Origin of the sequence: Alteromonas sp. NFXS44 (assembly GCF_040148705.1) — a bacterium.
GTDB lineage: Bacteria > Pseudomonadota > Gammaproteobacteria > Enterobacterales > Alteromonadaceae > Alteromonas.
In genome coordinates this window covers 95,899-115,283 of the sequence record NZ_JAGDEA010000002.1, presented here as the reverse complement: position 1 = coordinate 115,283, position 19,385 = coordinate 95,899, and the positions used below count along the sequence as shown (strand labels likewise).

Sequence of the window (19,385 nt, the reverse complement as noted above, 5' to 3'; positions counted from 1 at the left end):
ACTGTATAAAATACCGATTGATGTATTTTAAGACTATTTACGTGTTAATGTGAAGAAAGTGTAGTCGTAAGGATTATGCTCATCGGCACGGTTTTCAACCACATCTGAACGTACCCAGTCGCCCTGAGAATCGTAATCAGGGAAACAGGTGTCACCTTCGACAATAAACGCTATTTGTGTCAGATAAAGAGTGGTTGCCTGAGGCAGAAAAGCTTCATAGACCTTACCGCCACCAATCACCATCACTTCATCATCTTCCGTGACCATCTCACTGGCAGCGCTGAGTGCCTCGTCGACGTTAGTAACCACAGTCACTGTGTCAGGAAAATCTGAAGCTGCTGCAGAAGTAATGACTATATTGGGTCTGCCAGGTAAAGGTCTGCCAATTGACTCCCAGGTTCTGCGTCCCATGATCACCGGCTTACCTAATGTTACCGCCTTGAAATGCTTCAAATCGGCCGGCAGGTGCCAGGGCATATCATTGTCAGCGCCGATAACCCGGTTATGTGCCATGGCGGCAATCATCGCAATCTTCATCACTACTCCTTAAGACGCGATATCAGCGACGGTATTCTACTTCAACGTCGTAGTCGTCTTCATCCCAGTCATCATCGTCATCAAGATCATCATCCAGGTCGCCCTGCATGGTCTCACGATCGTAACTATCCCACTTAAACTCTACCGCCTCTTTCTCATCGTCTTCATCGATGCCGGCAGGCAGTGTTTCAATGTAATTCATGATTTCGTGGCAAAGCTGTTGTGTGTTCATTTTCTGGAAAGCAGAAATTTGATAAACAGGACCATCCCAGTCCAGTTTCTCTTTAATCGATTCACACAACGCTTCCACTTCTTCCTCAAGAAGCAGATCAACTTTGTTGAATACTAACCAGCGTGGCTTGGCTGCCAGCTTAGGACTGTACTTCTCGAGTTCTTCAATGATCTTCTTCGCGTTTTCCGCAGGATCGCTCTGATCTGCCGGTAACAGATCAACCATGTGTAACAATACGCGGCAGCGCTCCAAGTGCTTCAGGAATCGGATACCAAGACCGGCACCGTCGGCCGCGCCTTCGATCAGTCCGGGAATATCAGCAATAACGAAACTACGTTGTGAATCCTGTCTGACAACCCCCAGGTTAGGTACCAGTGTGGTAAAGGGGTAATCGGCGACTTTAGGTTTAGCAGCAGACACAGAGCGGATGAAGGTAGATTTACCGGCATTCGGCATACCGAGCAGGCCCACATCGGCAAGCAGCATGAGCTCCAGCTTCAGATTGCGGATTTCACCTGGCGTACCGTTTGTTTTCTGTCTGGGTGCGCGGTTTACGCTACTTTTAAAGCGGGCATTACCTAAACCGTGAAAACCGCCCTGCGCGACTTTCAGGCGCTGGCCGTGCTTAGTCAGATCGCCCAGCACTTCTGCCGTTTCCACATCTGTCGCACGGGTACCAACCGGTACCATTACCGTAAGATCTTCACCTGCACGGCCGGTACAGTTTCCGCCCTGGCCATTCTGACCACGCTCAGCACGGTGGAAACGCTCGAAGCGATAATCAATGAGGGTGTTCAGGTTCTCATCGGCCTGCAGATAAACAGAACCGCCATCACCACCATCACCGCCGTCAGGACCACCTTTCGGGATATATTTTTCACGTCTAAAGCCAACCGTGCCGTTACCACCGTCGCCGGCTTCAACACGAATTTCAGCTTCATCAACAAATTTCATTAGTCACTCCGAGTCGTTGTCGACTACCGTATTTGAAAGCTAAGTTTACACCATTGTGACAATCACTACATCGCCAATCTGGTGAAGGGCTGCGGACCCCGGAAAAAATCTTGTTACTAAAAACAAAAAACCCCGCTTACGCGGGGTTTTTTAAGCCTGTTCGGCGTAACGTCAATCCGCGATTACTCGCCGATGATGCTCACGAATTTACGGTTGTTCTTGCCTTTAACGTCAAATTGAACTTTACCGTCTTTCAGAGCAAACAACGTGTGATCTTTACCGATACCTACGTTGTCGCCAGCGTGGAAACGAGTTCCACGTTGTCTTACGATGATGTTACCAGCAAGCACAGATTCGCCGCCAAAGCGCTTAACACCAAGGCGTTTACTTTCTGAATCACGACCGTTTTTGGTACTACCACCAGCTTTTTTGTGTGCCATGTGTTCGTGCTCCTATTATGCGTTGATACCAGTGATTTTCACTTCTGTGAACCACTGACGGTGACCCGCTTGTTTACGGTGATGTTTACGACGACGGAACTTAACGATTTTGATTTTATCGCCACGTCCGTGCTGAACTACTTCAGCAGTAATTTTGCCACCAGCAACTAAAGGGGTGCCGATCTTAACGTCGTCACCGTTGCTAACCATTAATACGTTATCGAATTCAACAGCCTCGCCCGGCGCGACTTCGATCTTCTCTAGACGAACGGTCTGGCCTTCAGCCACACGGTGCTGTTTACCGCCACTTTGGAAAACCGCGTACATATTCTACTCCGCTCTGCGTCTCATTGACGCTTCAATTCAAAAAACAGGGCGCGAATTGTACGTGAAACATCCTGAGATCTCAACCCCGAAAAACACAAAATTTGATTATTTTTCGCGCTTCGGCTCAATTCGCTGCCAGAACTACTAAAAGCCCGCATTTTACCTGCATTTTCCCCTTCAGGGAAATGCTGCTAAGGGATTATTTTTTCATTCATTTCAGTTTTTTAAACCATGCGGGTGGATACCCTTTCAGATTCAGGTACAATCAGCGCTCAGAATGAAATCAGTAAAACATACCCACGACATGCCCATGGACATAAATGCGATCCGCGAGCTGACAGCTGCGGACATGAAAGCGGTAAATGCGCTTATACAGCAGCAAGTCGACTCAGAAGTTGCTCTAATCAATCAGTTAGGCTTTTACATCGTCAACAGTGGCGGAAAAAGGCTGCGCCCGTTGTTGTCTGTTCTGGCAGCGAGATCAATGGGGATCACAACAGATCAGCATCACACGCTGGCCGCGATCATTGAATTTATCCACACATCCACTTTGCTTCATGATGATGTGGTTGATGAATCCACATTACGCCGGGGTCAACAAACGGCGAATGCAATATTTGGTAATCAGGCAAGCGTACTGGTGGGCGATTTTCTTTACTCCCGTTCATTCCAGATGATGGTCGACCTGCAAAGTATGCGTGTCATGGAGATTTTATCTGACGCAACCAACCGTATTGCCGAAGGTGAAGTATTGCAGTTAATGAACTGTAATGACCCGGACACCACAGAAGCCCGCTATTTTGACGTAATTTACGGCAAAACTGCCCGCTTATTTGAAGCAGCAACACAGCTTGCCGCTGTGCTGACGGGGCAGCCTGAGCACATTGAAAAAGCCATGCAGGATTACGGTAAACACCTGGGCACCGCTTTTCAGTTAGCTGACGACATTCTCGATTATGCGGCTGATAAAGACGAAATGGGTAAGAACACCGGCGATGATCTTGCAGAAGGTAAGCCTACCCTGCCCCTGTTGTATGCCATGTGGCACGCTGAAGATGAAGCGGATAAACAACTGATCAGAGAAGCCATTGAGAAAGCAAATGGCCTGCCTCACCTGTCACGAATAGTCAATATTATGAGTGAAACCGGTGCGCTGGAATATACCAAACGCTGCGCGGATGAAGAAACGCAGAAAGCCATAGCCGCACTGGCTCCGGTGCCGGAATCTGACTACAAACAGGCGCTGATTGCATTAGCGCATATCGCTGTAGAACGTACTAAATAAGACTTCTCAGGCCCGCTGTTGCGGGCCTGTTACTATCCCCCCCCCTGCAATCAGCGCAATAAAGATCACACTGATCAGGTTGTGATCCATCACAGATCTGGCTCCTTAGTTCAAACCTAAATCACGGGTCATATTCTCATTTCTGTCCCGGTGTACAATGATATTGTCTTCAATACGGATCCCGCCGAAAGGCCTGTACCGTTCGACAATATCCCAGTTAATGTACTTAGAGTTATCGCTGGCTTTCAAATCGGCCAGCAGCGTGTCGATGAAATATAACCCGGGCTCAATAGTGAAGACCTGACGGGCTTCCACCACACGGGTACAACGCAGAAACGGATGCTCTTCCGGTGCCGGTTTTGGCGTACCGCGGTCATCAGCCACCAGCCCGCCTACATCATGCACCTGTAACCCAAGGAAGTGGCCTATACCGTGAGGAAAGAAAGTGCTGGTGATTTGTTTTTCAACAATTTCCTGAGGCTTAAGATTGACCAGCCCCACATCATGAAGAATTTGTGCAATGCCATCGTGGGCAAGAATATGAATGTCGGTATAAGCAACACCGGGTTTAAGTGCATTGCCTAATGTCACCGTAACTTTATCCACATGTGCGATCAACTCAGCGAACAGAGGATCTGAGTGGCTGTACGTCCGCGTAATATCAGCGGCATAACCATGAAAAGAGGCACCGGCATCAATGAGAAACGAGCGTGGCGTATCCGGTGCCGAATTGTCACAATGCATGTAATGCAGAATAGATGCATGCTCGTTGAGCGCAATAATACTCGTATAGGGTAAGTCGTTGTCTCCCTGGCCCCCCGCGCTGTTATAAGCCTGCTTAATGGCAAATTCACTCTCACCTGCCATAAATGCTTCCCGGGCAGCACGGTGCCCCTGCACTGCCAGTTTATTGGCTTTGCGCATACACAGCATCTCGTAATCAGTCTTATACGCCCGCTGATAATGCAGGTAATTCAACGCCCGGTCAGGATTAACAATGTGGAATCCCAATGCGCTGGCCACTTCAATATATTCACCTACATAGGCATATTTCTGCTTATCGTAAGGCAAATGTTTTTCGACAGCGTCAGCCTGCTTTAGCATGATGATATCAAACTCAGCCGTCCAGAAATCATCCGGTTCAGGTGGTACTTTGTGCCAGAAATCCACAGGACGGTAAAAAATGAGTTTCGGTTTAGCGGTACCGTTAACCACCAGCCAGCAATGCGGGTTATCTACAACAGGCACCCAGGCTTTAAAATGAGGATTCACCTTGAACGGATAATCATTGTCATCAAGGAAAAGTCGTTTACTTTGTCCCGCATGAATAACCAGCCCGTCCAGACCTTCCCGCTGCAGAGCTTCTCTGGTACGGGACTGAAGTGTCTCAATATGTGCCCGGTAGGACGCGGTAAGTGTGGTCATAAACCCTCATTTATTCTGTCGTTAATTGTTTTAATATGTAAAAGACCGGCGGTATGCCACCGGCCTTATTTGGGTGCGTAAGTGCCGCCTGCCCTTCCTCCGGGAGAGGAAAGGTCGGTAGCCGGCGGAATAGCAGATTTTGCCAGTTGCTCAAACAGCCCTGAAGACTGACCCAACTGATGTTCATAAATATAACGGTATGCCATCACCGCTTTTACGTAACTGCGGGTTTCTTTATACGGAATCGTTTCAATCCAGATATCCGTTTCTACGTTCCCGCCGGCAGGCAACCATTCCATAACCCGCCGCCACCCGGCATTATACGACGCCGAAACCAGTACCGGGTTATCGCCCATTTTGTCCATCAGATAACGCAGGTACTGCACACCAAACTGAACATTCTGACCTGCATCAAACAATTCATCTGTGGATACTCTTTTTTCGGCAACGTATCCCGCAGTGCCCGGCATTAACTGCATCAGGCCACGGGCACCGGCAGGAGACACAGCATCGACCATAAACGAGCTTTCCCGGCGGGCAATCGCCATGGCAAATGCAGGCTGGATATCGTAGGCCCGTCCGACATCATCAAACTGTTCGGCATAGGCCATAGGGAAGCGCTTCTCTACGTCATCCAGAAAGCCGCTTTGAGTAAAACTGATGATTGCCTGGTCAAACCACCCCCACTCACTGGCCAGTAATGCCGCGTCCTTCACTTGCGAAGTATCCAGTGAGTTCACCAGATAACGCCACTCACGTCTGGCATCAATTAAGCGGCCAAGAGCGAGAAATTCCTGCGCCCGCTTTGCCGCCGGACGCTCAGCAATCATCTGCATATTTTCGTCACTGCGGGGCGTAGCGATGTGTTTCAGCGAAGGCTTCTCATTGACTCTGGCGCTGGCCATAAAACCGTAATAGTTCCGTTCCTGAGCCAGTTCACGGTAACGGATACCGGCCTGCTCCGGTAACCCCATCGCCTCGAGACTGCGGGCCTGCCAGTAGCGATAGGCTTCATCCTGCTGCACATATTCCGGAGCTGCAGCGATTAGATCCAGCACGTCCTGCCATTTCTCATGACGCAGCAGATAAGACATGTGCCAGCGCTTTACGTCATCTGCAGCACCACTGACATCAGCCCGCTTTAACCATTCATCTGCTTCCGGTTTGTCGTCAATGGCAAGACTCAAAGCAATTGCCCTGGTCACATCCAGTTGCTGCTGTTGCGTGAACACATCCGCCGGCTGCCAGAGGTACCAGGCTTTAATCGCATCACCGGCATCCCGCCAGGCAAGCTTTTCCAACCCGTAAGCAAGAATTTTTCCTTCTGTTTCTTTATTCTTCAGCGGAAACTGTGACTTCTTCAGTACCAGCGATGATGAAGTTCGGATGCGCTGCCATAAATCAGCCAGATATTGTTCTTTTGCAGGAAGTTTTCGCTTCAGGTAAGGAATAAGCTTCGGGTTACCGGACAACGCTGCTTTTTCAATTCGACCTAACACCATGTCACCAGTCATCATGCCGGCCTGCTGCCATTTTTTAAATACAGGGTCACATTCGTCCGGTTGAGAGCGGCCTGCCAGCCAGATGGGCTCAACTTTTTCTAACCAGTATTCAGGCTGGCCCGCGTCTTCCAGCTGATATTGCAGATACTGACACGTAATGGTTGCCCCCATGCCATCGCGATAGTTAGCAAGAAACGCTTTCTTTTCACCATGAGTAGCCAGGTAACGGAGCCAGCGGCCACGTAAGCCATAGGTAAAAGGCTGGTTGTGATAATTCAGCAGGAAAGATTCTATGTCTTCACGGTGAGCCATATCCATCCGCTGATCGATTTGCTGCCGCAACAGATAAGGATAAAGGGGATAGTCTTTTAATGCGGCAACATCGTCTTCCAGCGCAGCCACTTTTTTCCGGCTGGCGCGGCCAAGCTGTTTTTCGAGCTCAGTAAACTGTGCCCGCTTTAGCTCTGATTCGGGAGAAGAAGGCGTTGGCTGAGCTTGCACAATACCTGCAAAACTCATCACACCCAGCCAGAAACTGGCAACAAGAAAAGACACCGGAATGCGCTTCACGGAAGCAGCCGAAGATACTTGCATTCAAAACCATCCATCCAAAAACGAGTGAATGACAGGGGCGTTACCAGAAAATAAGGGGTAAAAAACAAAACAACCCGAAAATTTAAAATAGCGCTGGCGAACACCCGATTTCCTTACCATTATACAACCTTGTGATGTGAATTCGAGCTTGATTTTTTGCTGGTCAATCGCCATTTAGGAAAAAAATGTAAACACTTGTTTGAATTTTTATTGAAATTTTCCGTGGCATTGTCACAATCAAGCCACCCTAACACGTCAGAGTAAGACACCGGCTTGCAGTTCCGGTTCCTCATTTCTGACATCCTCGCCATTGCCGAAGGAGACGAGAATGATATACGAAGGCAAGAGTCTGACCGTTACGTTGTCAGATGATGGTATTGCTGAACTGGTTTTTGATGCACAAGGTTCAGTCAACAAATTTGACCGCCAGACGGTAGCTGAACTGGATGAAGCCACTGCGGCTATGGCTGCTCATGGTGGCATTAAAGGTGCAGTAGTAAGAAGTGGAAAACCGGCTTTCATCGTGGGTGCTGATATCACCGAATTTACGGCTATGTTTGAGCAACCGGAAGAAGAAGTGCTTGCGTGGGTAGCTAAAACATCACAGGTATTCGATCGCTTTGAAGATCTTCCCTTCCCCACCATCGCAGCGGTAAATGGCTTCGCGCTGGGCGGTGGCTGTGAGATGGCACTGGCTTGTGATTTCCGCGTTGTTGACACTACCGCTTCTATTGGCCTGCCGGAAGTCAAACTGGGCCTGATGCCCGGCTTTGGTGGTACCGTTCGCCTCCCCCGCCTGATTGGTTCCGATAATGCTCTGGAATGGATGACCACCGGTAAAGACAGAAAAGGCCAGCAAGCACTTGATGAAGGTGCGGTAGACGCAGTCGTGGCACCGGAGAAGCTACTTGATGCTGCTACCACAATGGTAAGCAACGCCGCTGCCGGCAAGCTGGACTGGGAAACCCGCCGTGCAAATAAAAAAGCACCGTTAAAACTGAATCAAAATGAAGCAATGATGAGTTTTTCCACGGCGCAGGCATTTGTGGCAGCCAAAGCAGGTAAACATTATCCGGCTCCCCACATGATGGTAGAGACCGTTAAAAATGCAGCCGGCCTGGATCGCGACGGCGCGTTGAAACTGGAAAACCAGGGCTTTGTTAAACTGGCTAAAACCGACGCGGCACAAGCTCAAATCGGTATTTTCCTGGCTGACCAGCTGGTGAAAGGCAAAGGCAAAAAAATGGCCAAAGCCGCCACCAAAGAAGTCAAACTTAATGCGGTTCTCGGCGCCGGCATCATGGGCGGTGGAATCGCTTATCAGAGCGCATCCAAAGGCTTACCGGTAGTGATGAAAGACATCAACACTCCGGCGCTTGATTTAGGCTTGAGTGAAGCCGCCAAAATTCTGAATAAAGGCATGGAGCGCGGCAAAGTCGACGCGAAGAAAATGGCAGCCACGTTAAATGCCATTACCCCGACTCTTGAATACAGCACGCTGAAAGATGCAGACGTTGTCATCGAAGCAGTTGTCGAAAATCCGAAAGTAAAAGGCATCGTATTGAAAGAAGTGGAAGGTGTGGTGGCAGATGACGCCATTATATGTTCAAACACATCCACCATTTCCATTAACCAGCTGGCTGAAAACCTCGACAAACCAGAGCGCTTCTGTGGCATGCATTTCTTTAACCCTGTGCATCGCATGCCGCTGGTAGAGATCATCCGTGGTGAGAAAACCACTGACGACACAATTAATGCCGTCGTTGCTACCACGCTGAAAATGGGCAAAACCCCCATTGTGGTCAATGATTGCCCCGGCTTTTTAGTGAACCGTGTGTTGTTCCCTTACTTTGCCGGCTTCAGCAAACTGGTACTCGACGGTGCCGATTTTGTTGCGGTTGACAAGGTCATGGAGAAAGACTTCGGCTGGCCAATGGGGCCTGCTTACCTGCTGGATGTGGTAGGTATGGATACCGCCGATCACGCTGCGGGTGTTATGGCTGAAGGTATTCCGGAGCGCATGGCGAAACTTGAGAATGATCCGGTCACTTTGCTGTACGAAGCGAAACGCCTGGGTCAGAAAAACGGCAAAGGTTTTTATAACTTCGGTACTGACAAACGGGGACGCCCGGGTAAAGAAGCCGCAGAAGAGGCTTACAGCCTGATCAACGCAAACACTGCTGAAACAAAAGCCTTTGATAAAGAAGAAATCATTGCCCGCCTGATGATTCCTATGGCAAACGAGGCTATCCGTTGTCTGGAAGAAGGCATTGTTGCCAGTGCTGCAGAAGCCGATATGGCGCTGCTTTACGGACTGGGATTCCCTCCTTTCCGTGGCGGAATTTTCCGTTATATCGAAACACTGGGCCTTGAGCAGTTTGTTGCTCTGGCAGACAAATATGCCCACTTAGGTCCGATCTATCAGATTTCCGACGGCGTGCGCCAGATGGCCGCTGACGGTAAGTCTTATTTCGCGTAACGGAACCAGGGAGAAGAATATGAAAGATGTAGTAATTGTTGATGCGATTCGCACACCTATGGGCCGTTCCAAAGGTGGCGTATTCAGAAATGTCCGTGCAGAGACTTTATCTGCCCACCTGATGACCGCATTACTGAAAAGAAACCCGAACCTCGATCCTGCTGAGATTGAAGATATTATCTGGGGTTGTGTACAGCAAACTAAAGAGCAGGGTTTTAACGTTGCCCGAAATGCGCAGTTGCTGACTGACGTTCCCCGCTCCACAGCGGCAGTGACGGTGAACCGTTTGTGCGGATCTTCTATGCAAGCCCTGCATGATGCCACCAGCGGCATTATGAGCGGTCGCGGTGATGTATACATGATAGGCGGCGTTGAGCACATGGGTCACGTTCCCATGACCTTCAACGTCGATTTCCACCCTGCTCTTGCTAAATATACCGCCAAAGCATCGGGGAATATGGGTATGACTGCCGAACTGCTCGGTCGTCAAAACGGCATTAGCCGTGAGATGCAGGATGCCTTCGGCGCCCGCTCGCACCAGCTGGCTCATCAGGCCCACCTTGAGGGTCGCTGGGCAAATGAAATTGTACCCGTTGAAGGCCATGATGCAGACGGCGTGCTGACGATGGTTGATTATGACGAAGTCATTCGTCCCGAAACGACCGTCGAAACCTTATCCGGCTTACGCCCCGTTTTTGATCCGGTAAACGGTACCGTCACCGCCGGTACCGCTTCAGCTATTTCAGATGGCGCATCAGCCATGCTCGTTATGTCTGCTGACAAAGCGGAAGCATTGGGGTTAACGCCACGGGCGAAAATCCGCTCAATGGCGGTGGCAGGTTGTGACGCTGCAATCATGGGTTACGGCCCTGTACCAGCCACTAAAAAGGCGCTGCAGCGGGCGGGTCTGAGTATGGAAGACATTGAAATTGCCGAGTTCAACGAAGCTTTCGCTGCACAGGCATTGTCGTGTATCAAACAACTGGGCTGGCTGGAAAAATACGATGACCACGTCAACCTGAACGGCGGTGCCATCGCACTTGGTCATCCGCTGGGTTGTTCAGGCTCACGTATCAGCACCACCTTGCTGAACCTGATGGAAGCGAAAGATAAAACTCTGGGCCTCGCCACCATGTGCATTGGCTTAGGTCAGGGTATTGCTACCGTCTTCGAACGTGTTTAATCTTTTATAGATTACTATGAAGAAAGGGCCTGCGGGCCCTTTTTTAATGCCCGCTCAAAAATAACGACTATAACTCAATAACCTGACTTGCAGGAAATCGTGTCGCATTAATTATCAATCAATGGTCTAATCAAACATAAAACCGGCATTAAGGGATATTAAATTGATATGAAGCGCTCTTTGACGCTGTCCCGATATGTAAAAAAACGAACCGGAGTGCCTCTGGGAGCAAGTCATTCTATGAGGAATATGCTCTCACGTTCTTTAGGCGCAGGCTCTTTTCCTCAGTTCTGGCAATACTGGAATCCGGTCTGGAGCTACTATTTATCCCGCAATGTAATGAGACCCCTCAGCAACGTTCTGCCCTACTCAATTGCTGTCCTGTTCACATTTCTCGTTAGTGGCGCCCTGCACGATTTAGCCGTCAGTGTGGTCAAATGGAAAGCGGTGTTCTTTTTCACCCCCTGGTTTGGCCTGATGGGACTCATCGTGATAACCAGCAGTAAACTTGATATCACCTACAGGCACTTTGCCCGGAGTTTCAGAGCAGCTATAAACCTGTCAGTTATTGCTGCCAGTTTATGTCTTACGTACCTCATGGAAGGCGCATTTAATTAACACAGCTCAGGGCCGTACAATTAAACATGCCGGGGTGTACAGATCCCTGCCACACTCTGCTATATTGAAAGTTCAGCAATTAACCGTTGCAGGGAATAAAATGAAAGTGATTTTCAGGTGTCTTGGACTTTTCTTGTTGCTGACAGCAGCACTTACTGCGTACAGCGCTGGACATCAAACCGGTGCATTTCTTTTTGTTGTACTTGGCTTCGTGTTAGAAGGCGTTTTCTGGACGGGTCTGTTTCCCCGCAAACGTGCCGGATAAAACTGAAAGCGTTTAGCACGGGAATTTAATCACCGTGCTGTAATCTGATGACGATTTCAATACCACCAGGGGTGGCTGAAATCCACATACTGAGGATCAATTTCTGCAGTGTAAGGGGGAGCGAAGCTACGCCAGAAAACCCCGGAGAATTCTGCTGCATTGATTGTCAGCTTTCCTTCTTTCTCGTACTTTTTCAATAACTTATTGTAGGCGCCTACCGGATATTGAGGGGTGTTGGAGCGAAAGACAACTGCACCGCCAAACTCCTCGAACATCGCCTTTTCAACTTGCCAGTGTTTAACCTGTTCTGAAGCAATCTCCTGCACACTACGTTTTGGTGGCGGAGTAAATGCTGATGCCAGCTCTTTATCTTCTTCCGTCTCGGGTTCTGGCGGAGGGGTAGCGGTATCCAGACTGTCTTCAAACACTTCAACGAAACGTGCCACCAGTTCAGCGTCCGGTTCGATACCTTTAGATTCGGCATAATCCTTTAACACACCATCCACAATGATTTCGGTGAGTCTGGCCTGCTGAAATTGCGCTACGGCCATTTCTCTGGACACGTTCATAGTTTTAGCCAGTGCATTGAGCTGCTTCTCTGTGGGCGATACAGAGCGCTCTGTCACTGGTTTACCCAGCAAAGTAGCCACTACATTTTGTTGGGCATGCGCAACTCCGGATAACGTTGTACTTAAAATGAATAAAAGAAAAAGTCGCTTAAACGGATACGACATGAATGCTCCTTGAAAAGAATACCGGCACGTTAAATCACGCGGTGGTCCATAAGCGTGATACACAGAATAAAAGCAAATAACAACGGTTCAAACAGTAACATAATGTAACCTTGCCGGTGATGCTAATAACTAAGTGTAACAATTCAATAAAAGCGGAAAGAGAGAAAATTGCAACTGCAATAAGACGCGATGACAATCGCTGATGATAAACGGTGGGGGAAATAAAAAACGGTGACAGATGTCACCGTTTTTTTGAAATCAGATAGCGTTGACGTTGGCAGCTTGCAGGCCTTTTTGACCTTGCTCAACTTCAAACTCAACTCGCTGACCTTCGTTCAGGGTTTTGTACCCTTCAGAAACGATAGCACGGAAATGTACGAATACATCTTTGTCGCCGCTATCCTGAGTCAGGAATCCATAACCTTTATCTGCGTTAAACCATTTAACGGTGCCTGTAACTTTAGACATGTAGACCTCAAAACTATCAATAAAACTGCGCCAAAGGCGCTTTACTCGTGGCCTCATTGCAACGGGATATTTGGGTCTTACATGGGATGGACAAACAACTTACAACAATTACAGGTGTAACCAGAGCGTTCAAAACATCATGGTAGAAACAAAAATAATCTCGTCTTAAAAAGACCTTAGGCTAAAACAGCCTAAAACCACTATAACAGTTGGCGGGAAAAATGATACAAAAATTCACCGCTAACAGAAAATTATCACAATTTCGTAACCGGAGTGTCAGATTCCCTTACTTACGAAGACTTAGGGTGACTGTGACGCCAGCCCTGAATCCAGCATCCCAGCCCCACCACACCGCTCAGTGCAGCGAATGACCAGTGGTGAACATATACAGGCAGAATGGCCGCCACAATGATAAACGTGGACCCGACCACCACCCAATGATTGGCCTTGGCTGTTTCCAGTTGCAAACGTGCCAGCTCCTGATGATTTCTGGCTATTTGCACAGGCATGGTTTTTACCTGCCTTAAGCTGTCATAGAGCAGATCAGGCATCTCCGGCAATTTCTCGGACCAGAAAGGCAGGTTATCTTTTACCTTGGATAACATGGCACGGACACCAATTTGTTCTTTCATCCAGTTTTCGAGAAACGGTTTTGCCGTTTGCCACAAATCCAGTTGCGGATAGAGTTGCCGCCCTAACCCTTCGATATAAAGTAACGTTTTTTGCAGCAAAACAAGCTGAGGCTGCACCACCATATTGAAACGCCTGGCCGTATTAAACAGCTGAAGCAGAACGTTGCCGAAAGAAATCTCTGCCAGCGGCTTCTGGAAAATAGGCTCGCACACCGTCCGGATTGCCATTTCAAATTCATCGATATTAGTATCGGCAGGTACCCAGCCGGAATCGGCATGAAGTTGCGCCACCTTGCGGTAATCCCGGTTAAAAAAGGCAATAAAGTTTTCCGCCAGGTAACGCTTATCTTCTCTGTTAAGCGTACCCACAATGCCAAAATCGATGGCAATATACTGCGGATTTTCAGGGTTCTCTGCAGAGACAAAAATGTTGCCGGGGTGCATATCGGCATGGAAGAAGCTGTCACGGAACACCTGGGTGAAAAACACTTCAACACCACGTTCTGCCAGCTTTTTCATATTGGTATTTTGCGCCAGCAGGGCTTCAATATTGGAAATGGGAATACCATATATACGCTCCATGACAAGCACGTCATGACGGCAATAATCACCGTACATTTCCGGAACGTAGAGGCTCTGTGAACCTTCAAAATTTCTGCGCAACTGTATGCCGTTCGCCGACTCACGCATCAGATCCAGTTCGTCCACAAGGGTTTTCTGGTACTCGGTAACAACCTCCACCGGACGCAAGCGCTTGCCATCAGGCAGCCACTTCTGCAGTACGCCGGCCAGGGTATACAGCAGTTCCATATCTGCGTCGATAGTTTTGCGGATCCCCGGCCGCAGTACTTTTACCACCACATGCTGACCATTCTCTTTTAATACCGCGGCATGAACCTGGGCAATAGAAGCTGATGCAAGAGGTTGCTCATCGAACTGACTGAACACCAGGTCCAGCCCGGGTATATTCAAACTTTTCAGCACGATAGCTGTGGCGGCGTCGCTGGAAAAGGGCGCCACTTTGTCCTGTAACCTGGCCAGCTCATTGGCGATTGCCGGTGGCAGCAGATCCCGCCGCGTAGATAACATCTGACCGAACTTGATAAACACCGGCCCCAGCGCCTGCAATGCCAGGGTTATCCGTTCGCCGGCAGATTTATCTTTATGTTCATTGCTGATCCAGAAAATCAGTTTCCGCGCCAGGCGGGCATACCAGGGTAACCAGCGGGATGGAATTAGCTCATCAAGACCATGTTGCAGCAGAATTTTATTGATGAAATACAGACGACCAATACGCATGAAAAAATCCGGTTCAGGCTTTATCCGTTAGAAGGAGGGTTTTGTTCCAGTTTTGACAGCCGGGCTTCAAAACGGGCCACATCGTCTCTGAGTTCCGAGACCTGATCAGCATACCAGGCAACCGCTATACGGGACACAGCGATATCTTTCTCTTCGGTCAGAGCATTACTGAGGCCGGCTTTCGCATTGTTTAAAAATTGCGTGGCAGATTGCCGGGCTTTCGTTAATAACGCAAAAGCCGAATGTGCCGGCACATCACCCACGTACCCTGAGGCGATTTCCTCCCAGTCGATGTTCAGTTGCTGAAACAAAGCACTGGCCTGCTGGGCAATATTAAGTTCGCCCTCAACCGACAATTTGCCGGCCTGAATAAGGCTGGTAATTTTGCTGCTTTGTTTCAGCTCCGGTAACACATCCAATCCGGCCCGGACGCAACAGGTATGCTTATCCAGTTGCGCGACCACATCATCAAATGTACCGTTTTCACCAAGCACATCGATGCGATGGGAGAACACCAGTGACAACGCTACCGGCGTGCCGGTAACGAATACGGTAAGCCGCTTACCGTTCAGAGGCTTTAAGCGTTCTGCAGCGTGCTTATCCAGCGTCAGCAGGCGGTTAAGAGCCGTTTCAACAGCGGCCGTAACCAGCGCAATGGCAGGCATTAAAACTTGAATCCCCGATGTAAAGCCACGATGCCGCCCGTCAGATTCTGATAGTCACACTGTTCGAAACCCGCCTGTTCAAACATGCCCTTCAATGTCTCCTGATCCGGGTGCATGCGGATACTTTCTGCCAGATACTGATAGCTTTCTGCATCATTGGCCACCAGTTGACCCATTTTAGGAAGAATGTGAAAAGAGTACATATCGTACAGTTTGCTGAGCTGCTCTGTGGTGGGCTTAGAAAACTCAAGCACCAGTAACCGGCCGCCCGGTTTTAACACGCGGTTAATGGAATTCAGGGCGTTCTGTTTTTCTGTCACGTTACGTAAACCGAATGCCATGGTAACCACATCAAAGGTGTTATCAGGAAACGGCAATGCTTCGGCGTCGGCCTGCACGTAATCGATATTATTAACCAGACCCCGGTCACGCAATTTGTCACGGCCAACTTTCAGCATGGACAGGTTAATATCTGCCAGAGTGACCTGACCTGCAGGGCCTACAAGTCGTGAAAACTTTGCTGTCAAATCACCGGTACCACCGGCGATATCCAGCACTTTATGCCCTGTGCGGACGCCTGAACAGTCAATAGCGTGGCGCTTCCACAAACGGTGAATACCTAACGACATTAAATCATTCATCACGTCGTATTTAGCGGCCACAGAATCGAAAACATTGGCAACTAACGATGCCTTCTGTGTTTTATCAACCTGCTTATAGCCAAAATGGGTAGTGGATGTTTCCGCAGCGGTATCTGCCCGGCTCGCCGTATTATCGCTCATGGCTGTCCTGTCTTTAAATTTCAGTGTGAAGAAGTGTACCCAAAAGCGGTAACGAACGACAGTGGTTTGCCGCTGCTACGCTTATTTAGATTAAACTTTGCAGTGTTCTCCTGACGGTGAACATTAATTTCCGTTGGGTCCCCAGCTTAGTGACAATGTCTGGCTGATTTCCTGTAGCGACAACCCGCTTTCCTGCTGCCATTGAGCAAAACAGGCATTGGCAGCTTTCAACGACTTCTGGCTGGTCAGTGAACCGTCGATGATTTCGTGCTTGCGCAGGTAATCTTCCACATCACGGGAAAACAAAAAGGTATCGACGCCCAGCGCACGTAACGTGTAAGGTCCGGTATTGCCGCCCAGCCGGGCGCCGTGCTTTTTCAGATACAACCAGAGCTCAGTAATACGTTCAGGGCCGAAGCCGGCAACAAATTCACCGAAACTACCATGATCATGTTTTATGTCCTGAATCATCATGGCATTGTCACGTACGGTCATGACTTTTTTGTAATTGCGCACAATGCGTTTGTCAGTGGCTTTCTGCTCAAGCATTTCATCGGGCATAAGCAACACTTTCTCAATATCAAAGCCAAAGAAAACGGTTTCAAAATCCGGCCATTTGGCTTCGATAACCCGCCACACGAATCCGGACTGAAACACTTTTTTTGTCATTGCCGCTAAGAAACGGTCATCAGGAATAGCTGCTACATCTTTTACTGATAAAGGCTGACTGACTAAATGAGAAAGGGCGGCAGCGCCGCCCTTTCTCTGTGCCGCCCGTTTTTGAATTTCTGAAAACGGTTCGGCAGCCATCAGGTTCTGATCCCCGAGTGACGAAGCAATGCATCTACCTGAGGCTCACGGCCCCGGAACGCAACGAAAAGTTCCATGGGCTCTTTACTGCCGCCCATCTCAAGGATGTTCTCTAAAAATGCTTTGCCTGTATCACGGTTAAAGATACCGTCTTCTTCGAACTTGCTGAATGCGTCAGCAGACAGTACTTCAGCCCACTTATAGCTGTAATAACCTGCTGCGTAGCCGCCGGCAAATATATGACCGAAGCTGTGCTGGAAACGATTGAATGAAGGCGGTGTGACCACGGCAACCTGCCCGCGCACGCTGTCGAGTACCCCCTGAACATCCACATTCGCACCATCCTGCTGATGGATTTTGAAATCAAATAAACTGAATTCCAGCTGACGCACCATTTGCATGGCAGAATGGTAATCTCTGGCTGCCAGCATTTTATCCAGAAGTTCATCAGGTAACGGCTCGCCGGTTTCATAGTGACCGGAAATAAAGGTTAACGCATCTTCTTCCCAGCACCAGTTTTCAAGGAACTGGCTTGGCAGCTCTACGGCATCCCAGGGCACGCCATTGATACCGGAAACCCCGGCTACAGACATTTTAGTCAGCATATGATGTATGCCGTGACCAAATTCGTGGAATAAGGTAACCACTTCGTCATGGGTGAACAATGCCGGCTTGCCGCCCACAGGGCCATTAAAATTACAGGTCAGATACGCGACCGGTAATTGCAGCTCCCCATCCTCTCTGTAACGGCGTACACGACATTCATCCATCCATGCGCCGCCACGCTTTTTAGCACGTGCATATAAATCAAGGTAGAAACTGCCCCGCATCACATCCGCGTCATCAGTAATCGTGAAGTAGCGTACATCGTCGTGCCATACATCGATTCCCGGCTGCTCAACAATCGTCAAACCGTAGAGCTGATGCACAACGCGGAACAGACCATGCAACACTTTGTCTTCGGGGAAATAAGGGCGCAGCATTTCATCAGAAATGGTGTATTTTTCCTGCTTCAGTTTTTCACTGTAGTAAGGTAAATCCCAGGCGTTCAGTGACGTAATTCCGAAACCGGATTCAGCAAACGCTTTGACTTCCTCCAGTTCTTCCTGTGCCTGCGGACGTGATTTTGCCGCGAGATCTTCCAGAAATCCTTTTACCTGATCGGTAGATTGGGCCATTTTTGTTGCCAGAGACCGCTCCGCATAGCTGCTGAACCCGAGCAGTTTTGCAATTTCAGTACGCAGGGACAGAGTCTCCTGAATGATGGCTGTGTTATCCCACTGGCCACCATTTGGCCCCTGCTCTGACGCACGGGTCGTATAGGCGCGGTACATTTCTTCCCGCAGGGCAGCATTGTCGGCATACATCATGACAGGCAGGTAAGAGGGTATATCCAGTGTGAACAACCAGCCCTGCAGATCTTTCTGATGGGCTGCCTGCTCTGCCGCAGCAAGTGCGGATTCAGGTAAGCCCGCCAGTTCTGACTCGTCCGTAACATGTTTCGACCAGCCCATGGTGGCGTCCATCACATTGTTACTGAACGTAGAAGACAGCTCGCTTAAGCGGGCCTGAATGGCAGCGAAGCGTTTTTTCTCTTCAGGCGGCAGGGCGACACCGGATAAGGTAAAGTCACGGATGGTATTATCAATCAGTTTCTTACGCTGTTCATCGAGGCCGGCAAATTCGTCACTTTCTTTAAGAGATTTATAGGCATTAAACAGGCCTTCGTGCTGACCAACCCAGGTGCCGTATTCAGACAACAAAGGCAAACAGGCATCGTGGGCTTCCCGCAGTTCATCACTGCTGACCACAGAGTTCATGTGGGAGACCGGTGACCACATTTTCCCCAGGCGGTCATCAGCCTCTTCAATTTTTGCCACCACGTTGGCATAGCTAAAATCGTTACTTTCCACCACTTCGTCGATGGTGGCTTTACAATGTTCGATGGCTTTTTCAATCGCCGGCTTAATATCTTGCGGAACGATACCGGAAAAAAGCGGCAGCCCGTCAACTTGCTCAATAGCAGGGGTAGTCATAATGATCTCGCTTGTTATCTGATGTCATGTGACTTTGATTATGGTGGCTAAGTGTCACAGCAGGCAACCGCACAGACTGCCTGCTTCACTTAGTAACATTTACTCAGATGTTGGGATC

17 protein-coding genes are annotated in these 19,385 nt (G+C 49.2%); 4 read left to right on the top strand and 13 right to left on the bottom strand.

Going from position 1 to position 19,385, the window contains the following annotated elements; all coding sequences use genetic code 11:
- Positions 1–33 precede the first annotated feature (33 nt).
- From folA to rplU, 4 genes are all read right to left on the bottom strand, one after another.
- Positions 34–537, bottom strand: coding sequence for a type 3 dihydrofolate reductase (gene folA / locus J3369_RS03715; protein WP_349583936.1), 504 nt, complete (start codon positions 535–537; stop codon positions 34–36).
- Between the two features lie 22 nt (positions 538–559).
- Entirely contained in the window at positions 560–1,723 is a 1,164-nt protein-coding gene (cgtA, locus tag J3369_RS03710; RefSeq protein WP_349583933.1) for an Obg family GTPase CgtA, read from the bottom strand.
- A gap of 182 nt (positions 1,724–1,905) precedes the next feature.
- Complete coding sequence (gene rpmA / locus J3369_RS03705; RefSeq protein ID WP_070125553.1) at positions 1,906–2,163, bottom strand: 50S ribosomal protein L27; 258 nt, start codon at positions 2,161–2,163, stop codon at positions 1,906–1,908.
- A 15-nt stretch (positions 2,164–2,178) separates the two neighbouring features.
- A complete protein-coding gene (gene rplU, locus J3369_RS03700; RefSeq protein WP_349583930.1) occupies positions 2,179–2,490 on the bottom strand; it encodes a 50S ribosomal protein L21 in 312 nt (103 codons plus the stop codon).
- A 310-nt stretch (positions 2,491–2,800) separates the two neighbouring features.
- On the opposite strand from rplU, the gene ispB reads away from it, so the two are divergent.
- Positions 2,801–3,775 carry an octaprenyl diphosphate synthase gene (gene ispB / locus J3369_RS03695; RefSeq protein WP_349584550.1) on the top strand — a complete coding sequence of 325 codons (975 nt, stop codon included), beginning with the start codon at positions 2,801–2,803 and terminating at the stop codon, positions 3,773–3,775.
- A gap of 105 nt (positions 3,776–3,880) precedes the next feature.
- Here ispB and pepQ read toward each other — a convergent pair whose 3' ends face one another.
- Both pepQ and J3369_RS03685 read right to left on the bottom strand, forming a co-directional pair.
- Positions 3,881–5,200: a Xaa-Pro dipeptidase gene (pepQ, locus tag J3369_RS03690; protein WP_349583928.1), complete on the bottom strand. Its 1,320-nt coding sequence runs from the start codon at positions 5,198–5,200 to the stop codon at positions 3,881–3,883.
- A gap of 65 nt (positions 5,201–5,265) precedes the next feature.
- Positions 5,266–7,296, bottom strand: coding sequence for a transglycosylase SLT domain-containing protein (locus J3369_RS03685; RefSeq protein WP_349583926.1), 2,031 nt, complete (start codon positions 7,294–7,296; stop codon positions 5,266–5,268).
- A gap of 328 nt (positions 7,297–7,624) precedes the next feature.
- On the opposite strand from J3369_RS03685, the gene fadB reads away from it, so the two are divergent.
- The 3 genes from fadB (at position 7,625) to J3369_RS03670 (ending at position 11,576) form a co-directional block, all read left to right on the top strand.
- Positions 7,625–9,775, top strand: a complete 2,151-nt coding sequence (gene fadB, locus J3369_RS03680) for a fatty acid oxidation complex subunit alpha FadB (protein ID WP_349583924.1) — start codon at positions 7,625–7,627, stop codon at positions 9,773–9,775.
- A gap of 19 nt (positions 9,776–9,794) precedes the next feature.
- On the top strand, positions 9,795–10,958 hold the full coding sequence (gene fadA, locus J3369_RS03675; protein ID WP_349583920.1) for an acetyl-CoA C-acyltransferase FadA: 1,164 nt from the start codon (positions 9,795–9,797) through the stop codon (positions 10,956–10,958).
- 168 nt (positions 10,959–11,126) lie between these two features.
- Positions 11,127–11,576: an MBOAT family O-acyltransferase gene (locus J3369_RS03670; protein WP_349583917.1), complete on the top strand. Its 450-nt coding sequence runs from the start codon at positions 11,127–11,129 to the stop codon at positions 11,574–11,576.
- A gap of 321 nt (positions 11,577–11,897) precedes the next feature.
- Here the strand turns inward: J3369_RS03670 and J3369_RS03665 are convergent, their stop codons facing one another.
- From J3369_RS03665 to prlC, 7 genes are all read right to left on the bottom strand, one after another.
- The gene (locus J3369_RS03665; protein WP_349583914.1) at positions 11,898–12,575 is read right to left on the bottom strand and encodes a hypothetical protein; all 678 of its coding nucleotides are present in this window, start codon (positions 12,573–12,575) and stop codon (positions 11,898–11,900) included.
- 258 nt (positions 12,576–12,833) lie between these two features.
- The gene (gene cspE / locus J3369_RS03660; RefSeq protein ID WP_108568737.1) at positions 12,834–13,043 is read right to left on the bottom strand and encodes a transcription antiterminator/RNA stability regulator CspE; all 210 of its coding nucleotides are present in this window, start codon (positions 13,041–13,043) and stop codon (positions 12,834–12,836) included.
- Between the two features lie 290 nt (positions 13,044–13,333).
- Positions 13,334–14,974: a ubiquinone biosynthesis regulatory protein kinase UbiB gene (ubiB, locus tag J3369_RS03655; protein ID WP_349583910.1), complete on the bottom strand. Its 1,641-nt coding sequence runs from the start codon at positions 14,972–14,974 to the stop codon at positions 13,334–13,336.
- A 20-nt stretch (positions 14,975–14,994) separates the two neighbouring features.
- A complete protein-coding gene (locus J3369_RS03650; protein ID WP_349583907.1) occupies positions 14,995–15,639 on the bottom strand; it encodes a ubiquinone biosynthesis accessory factor UbiJ in 645 nt (214 codons plus the stop codon).
- Positions 15,639–16,421, bottom strand: coding sequence for a bifunctional demethylmenaquinone methyltransferase/2-methoxy-6-polyprenyl-1,4-benzoquinol methylase UbiE (gene ubiE, locus J3369_RS03645; protein WP_349583905.1), 783 nt, complete (start codon positions 16,419–16,421; stop codon positions 15,639–15,641). Before ubiE ends, J3369_RS03650 begins: the two co-directional genes overlap by 1 nt.
- Positions 16,422–16,544: 123 nt before the next feature.
- Positions 16,545–17,231 carry a DNA-3-methyladenine glycosylase I gene (locus J3369_RS03640; RefSeq protein WP_119499981.1) on the bottom strand — a complete coding sequence of 229 codons (687 nt, stop codon included), beginning with the start codon at positions 17,229–17,231 and terminating at the stop codon, positions 16,545–16,547.
- Positions 17,231–19,267 (bottom strand): oligopeptidase A, encoded by a 2,037-nt coding sequence (prlC, locus tag J3369_RS03635; RefSeq protein ID WP_349583902.1) that lies wholly within the window; start codon positions 19,265–19,267, stop codon positions 17,231–17,233. The genes J3369_RS03640 and prlC overlap by 1 nt, the downstream gene beginning before the upstream one ends.
- Positions 19,268–19,385 lie beyond the last annotated feature (118 nt).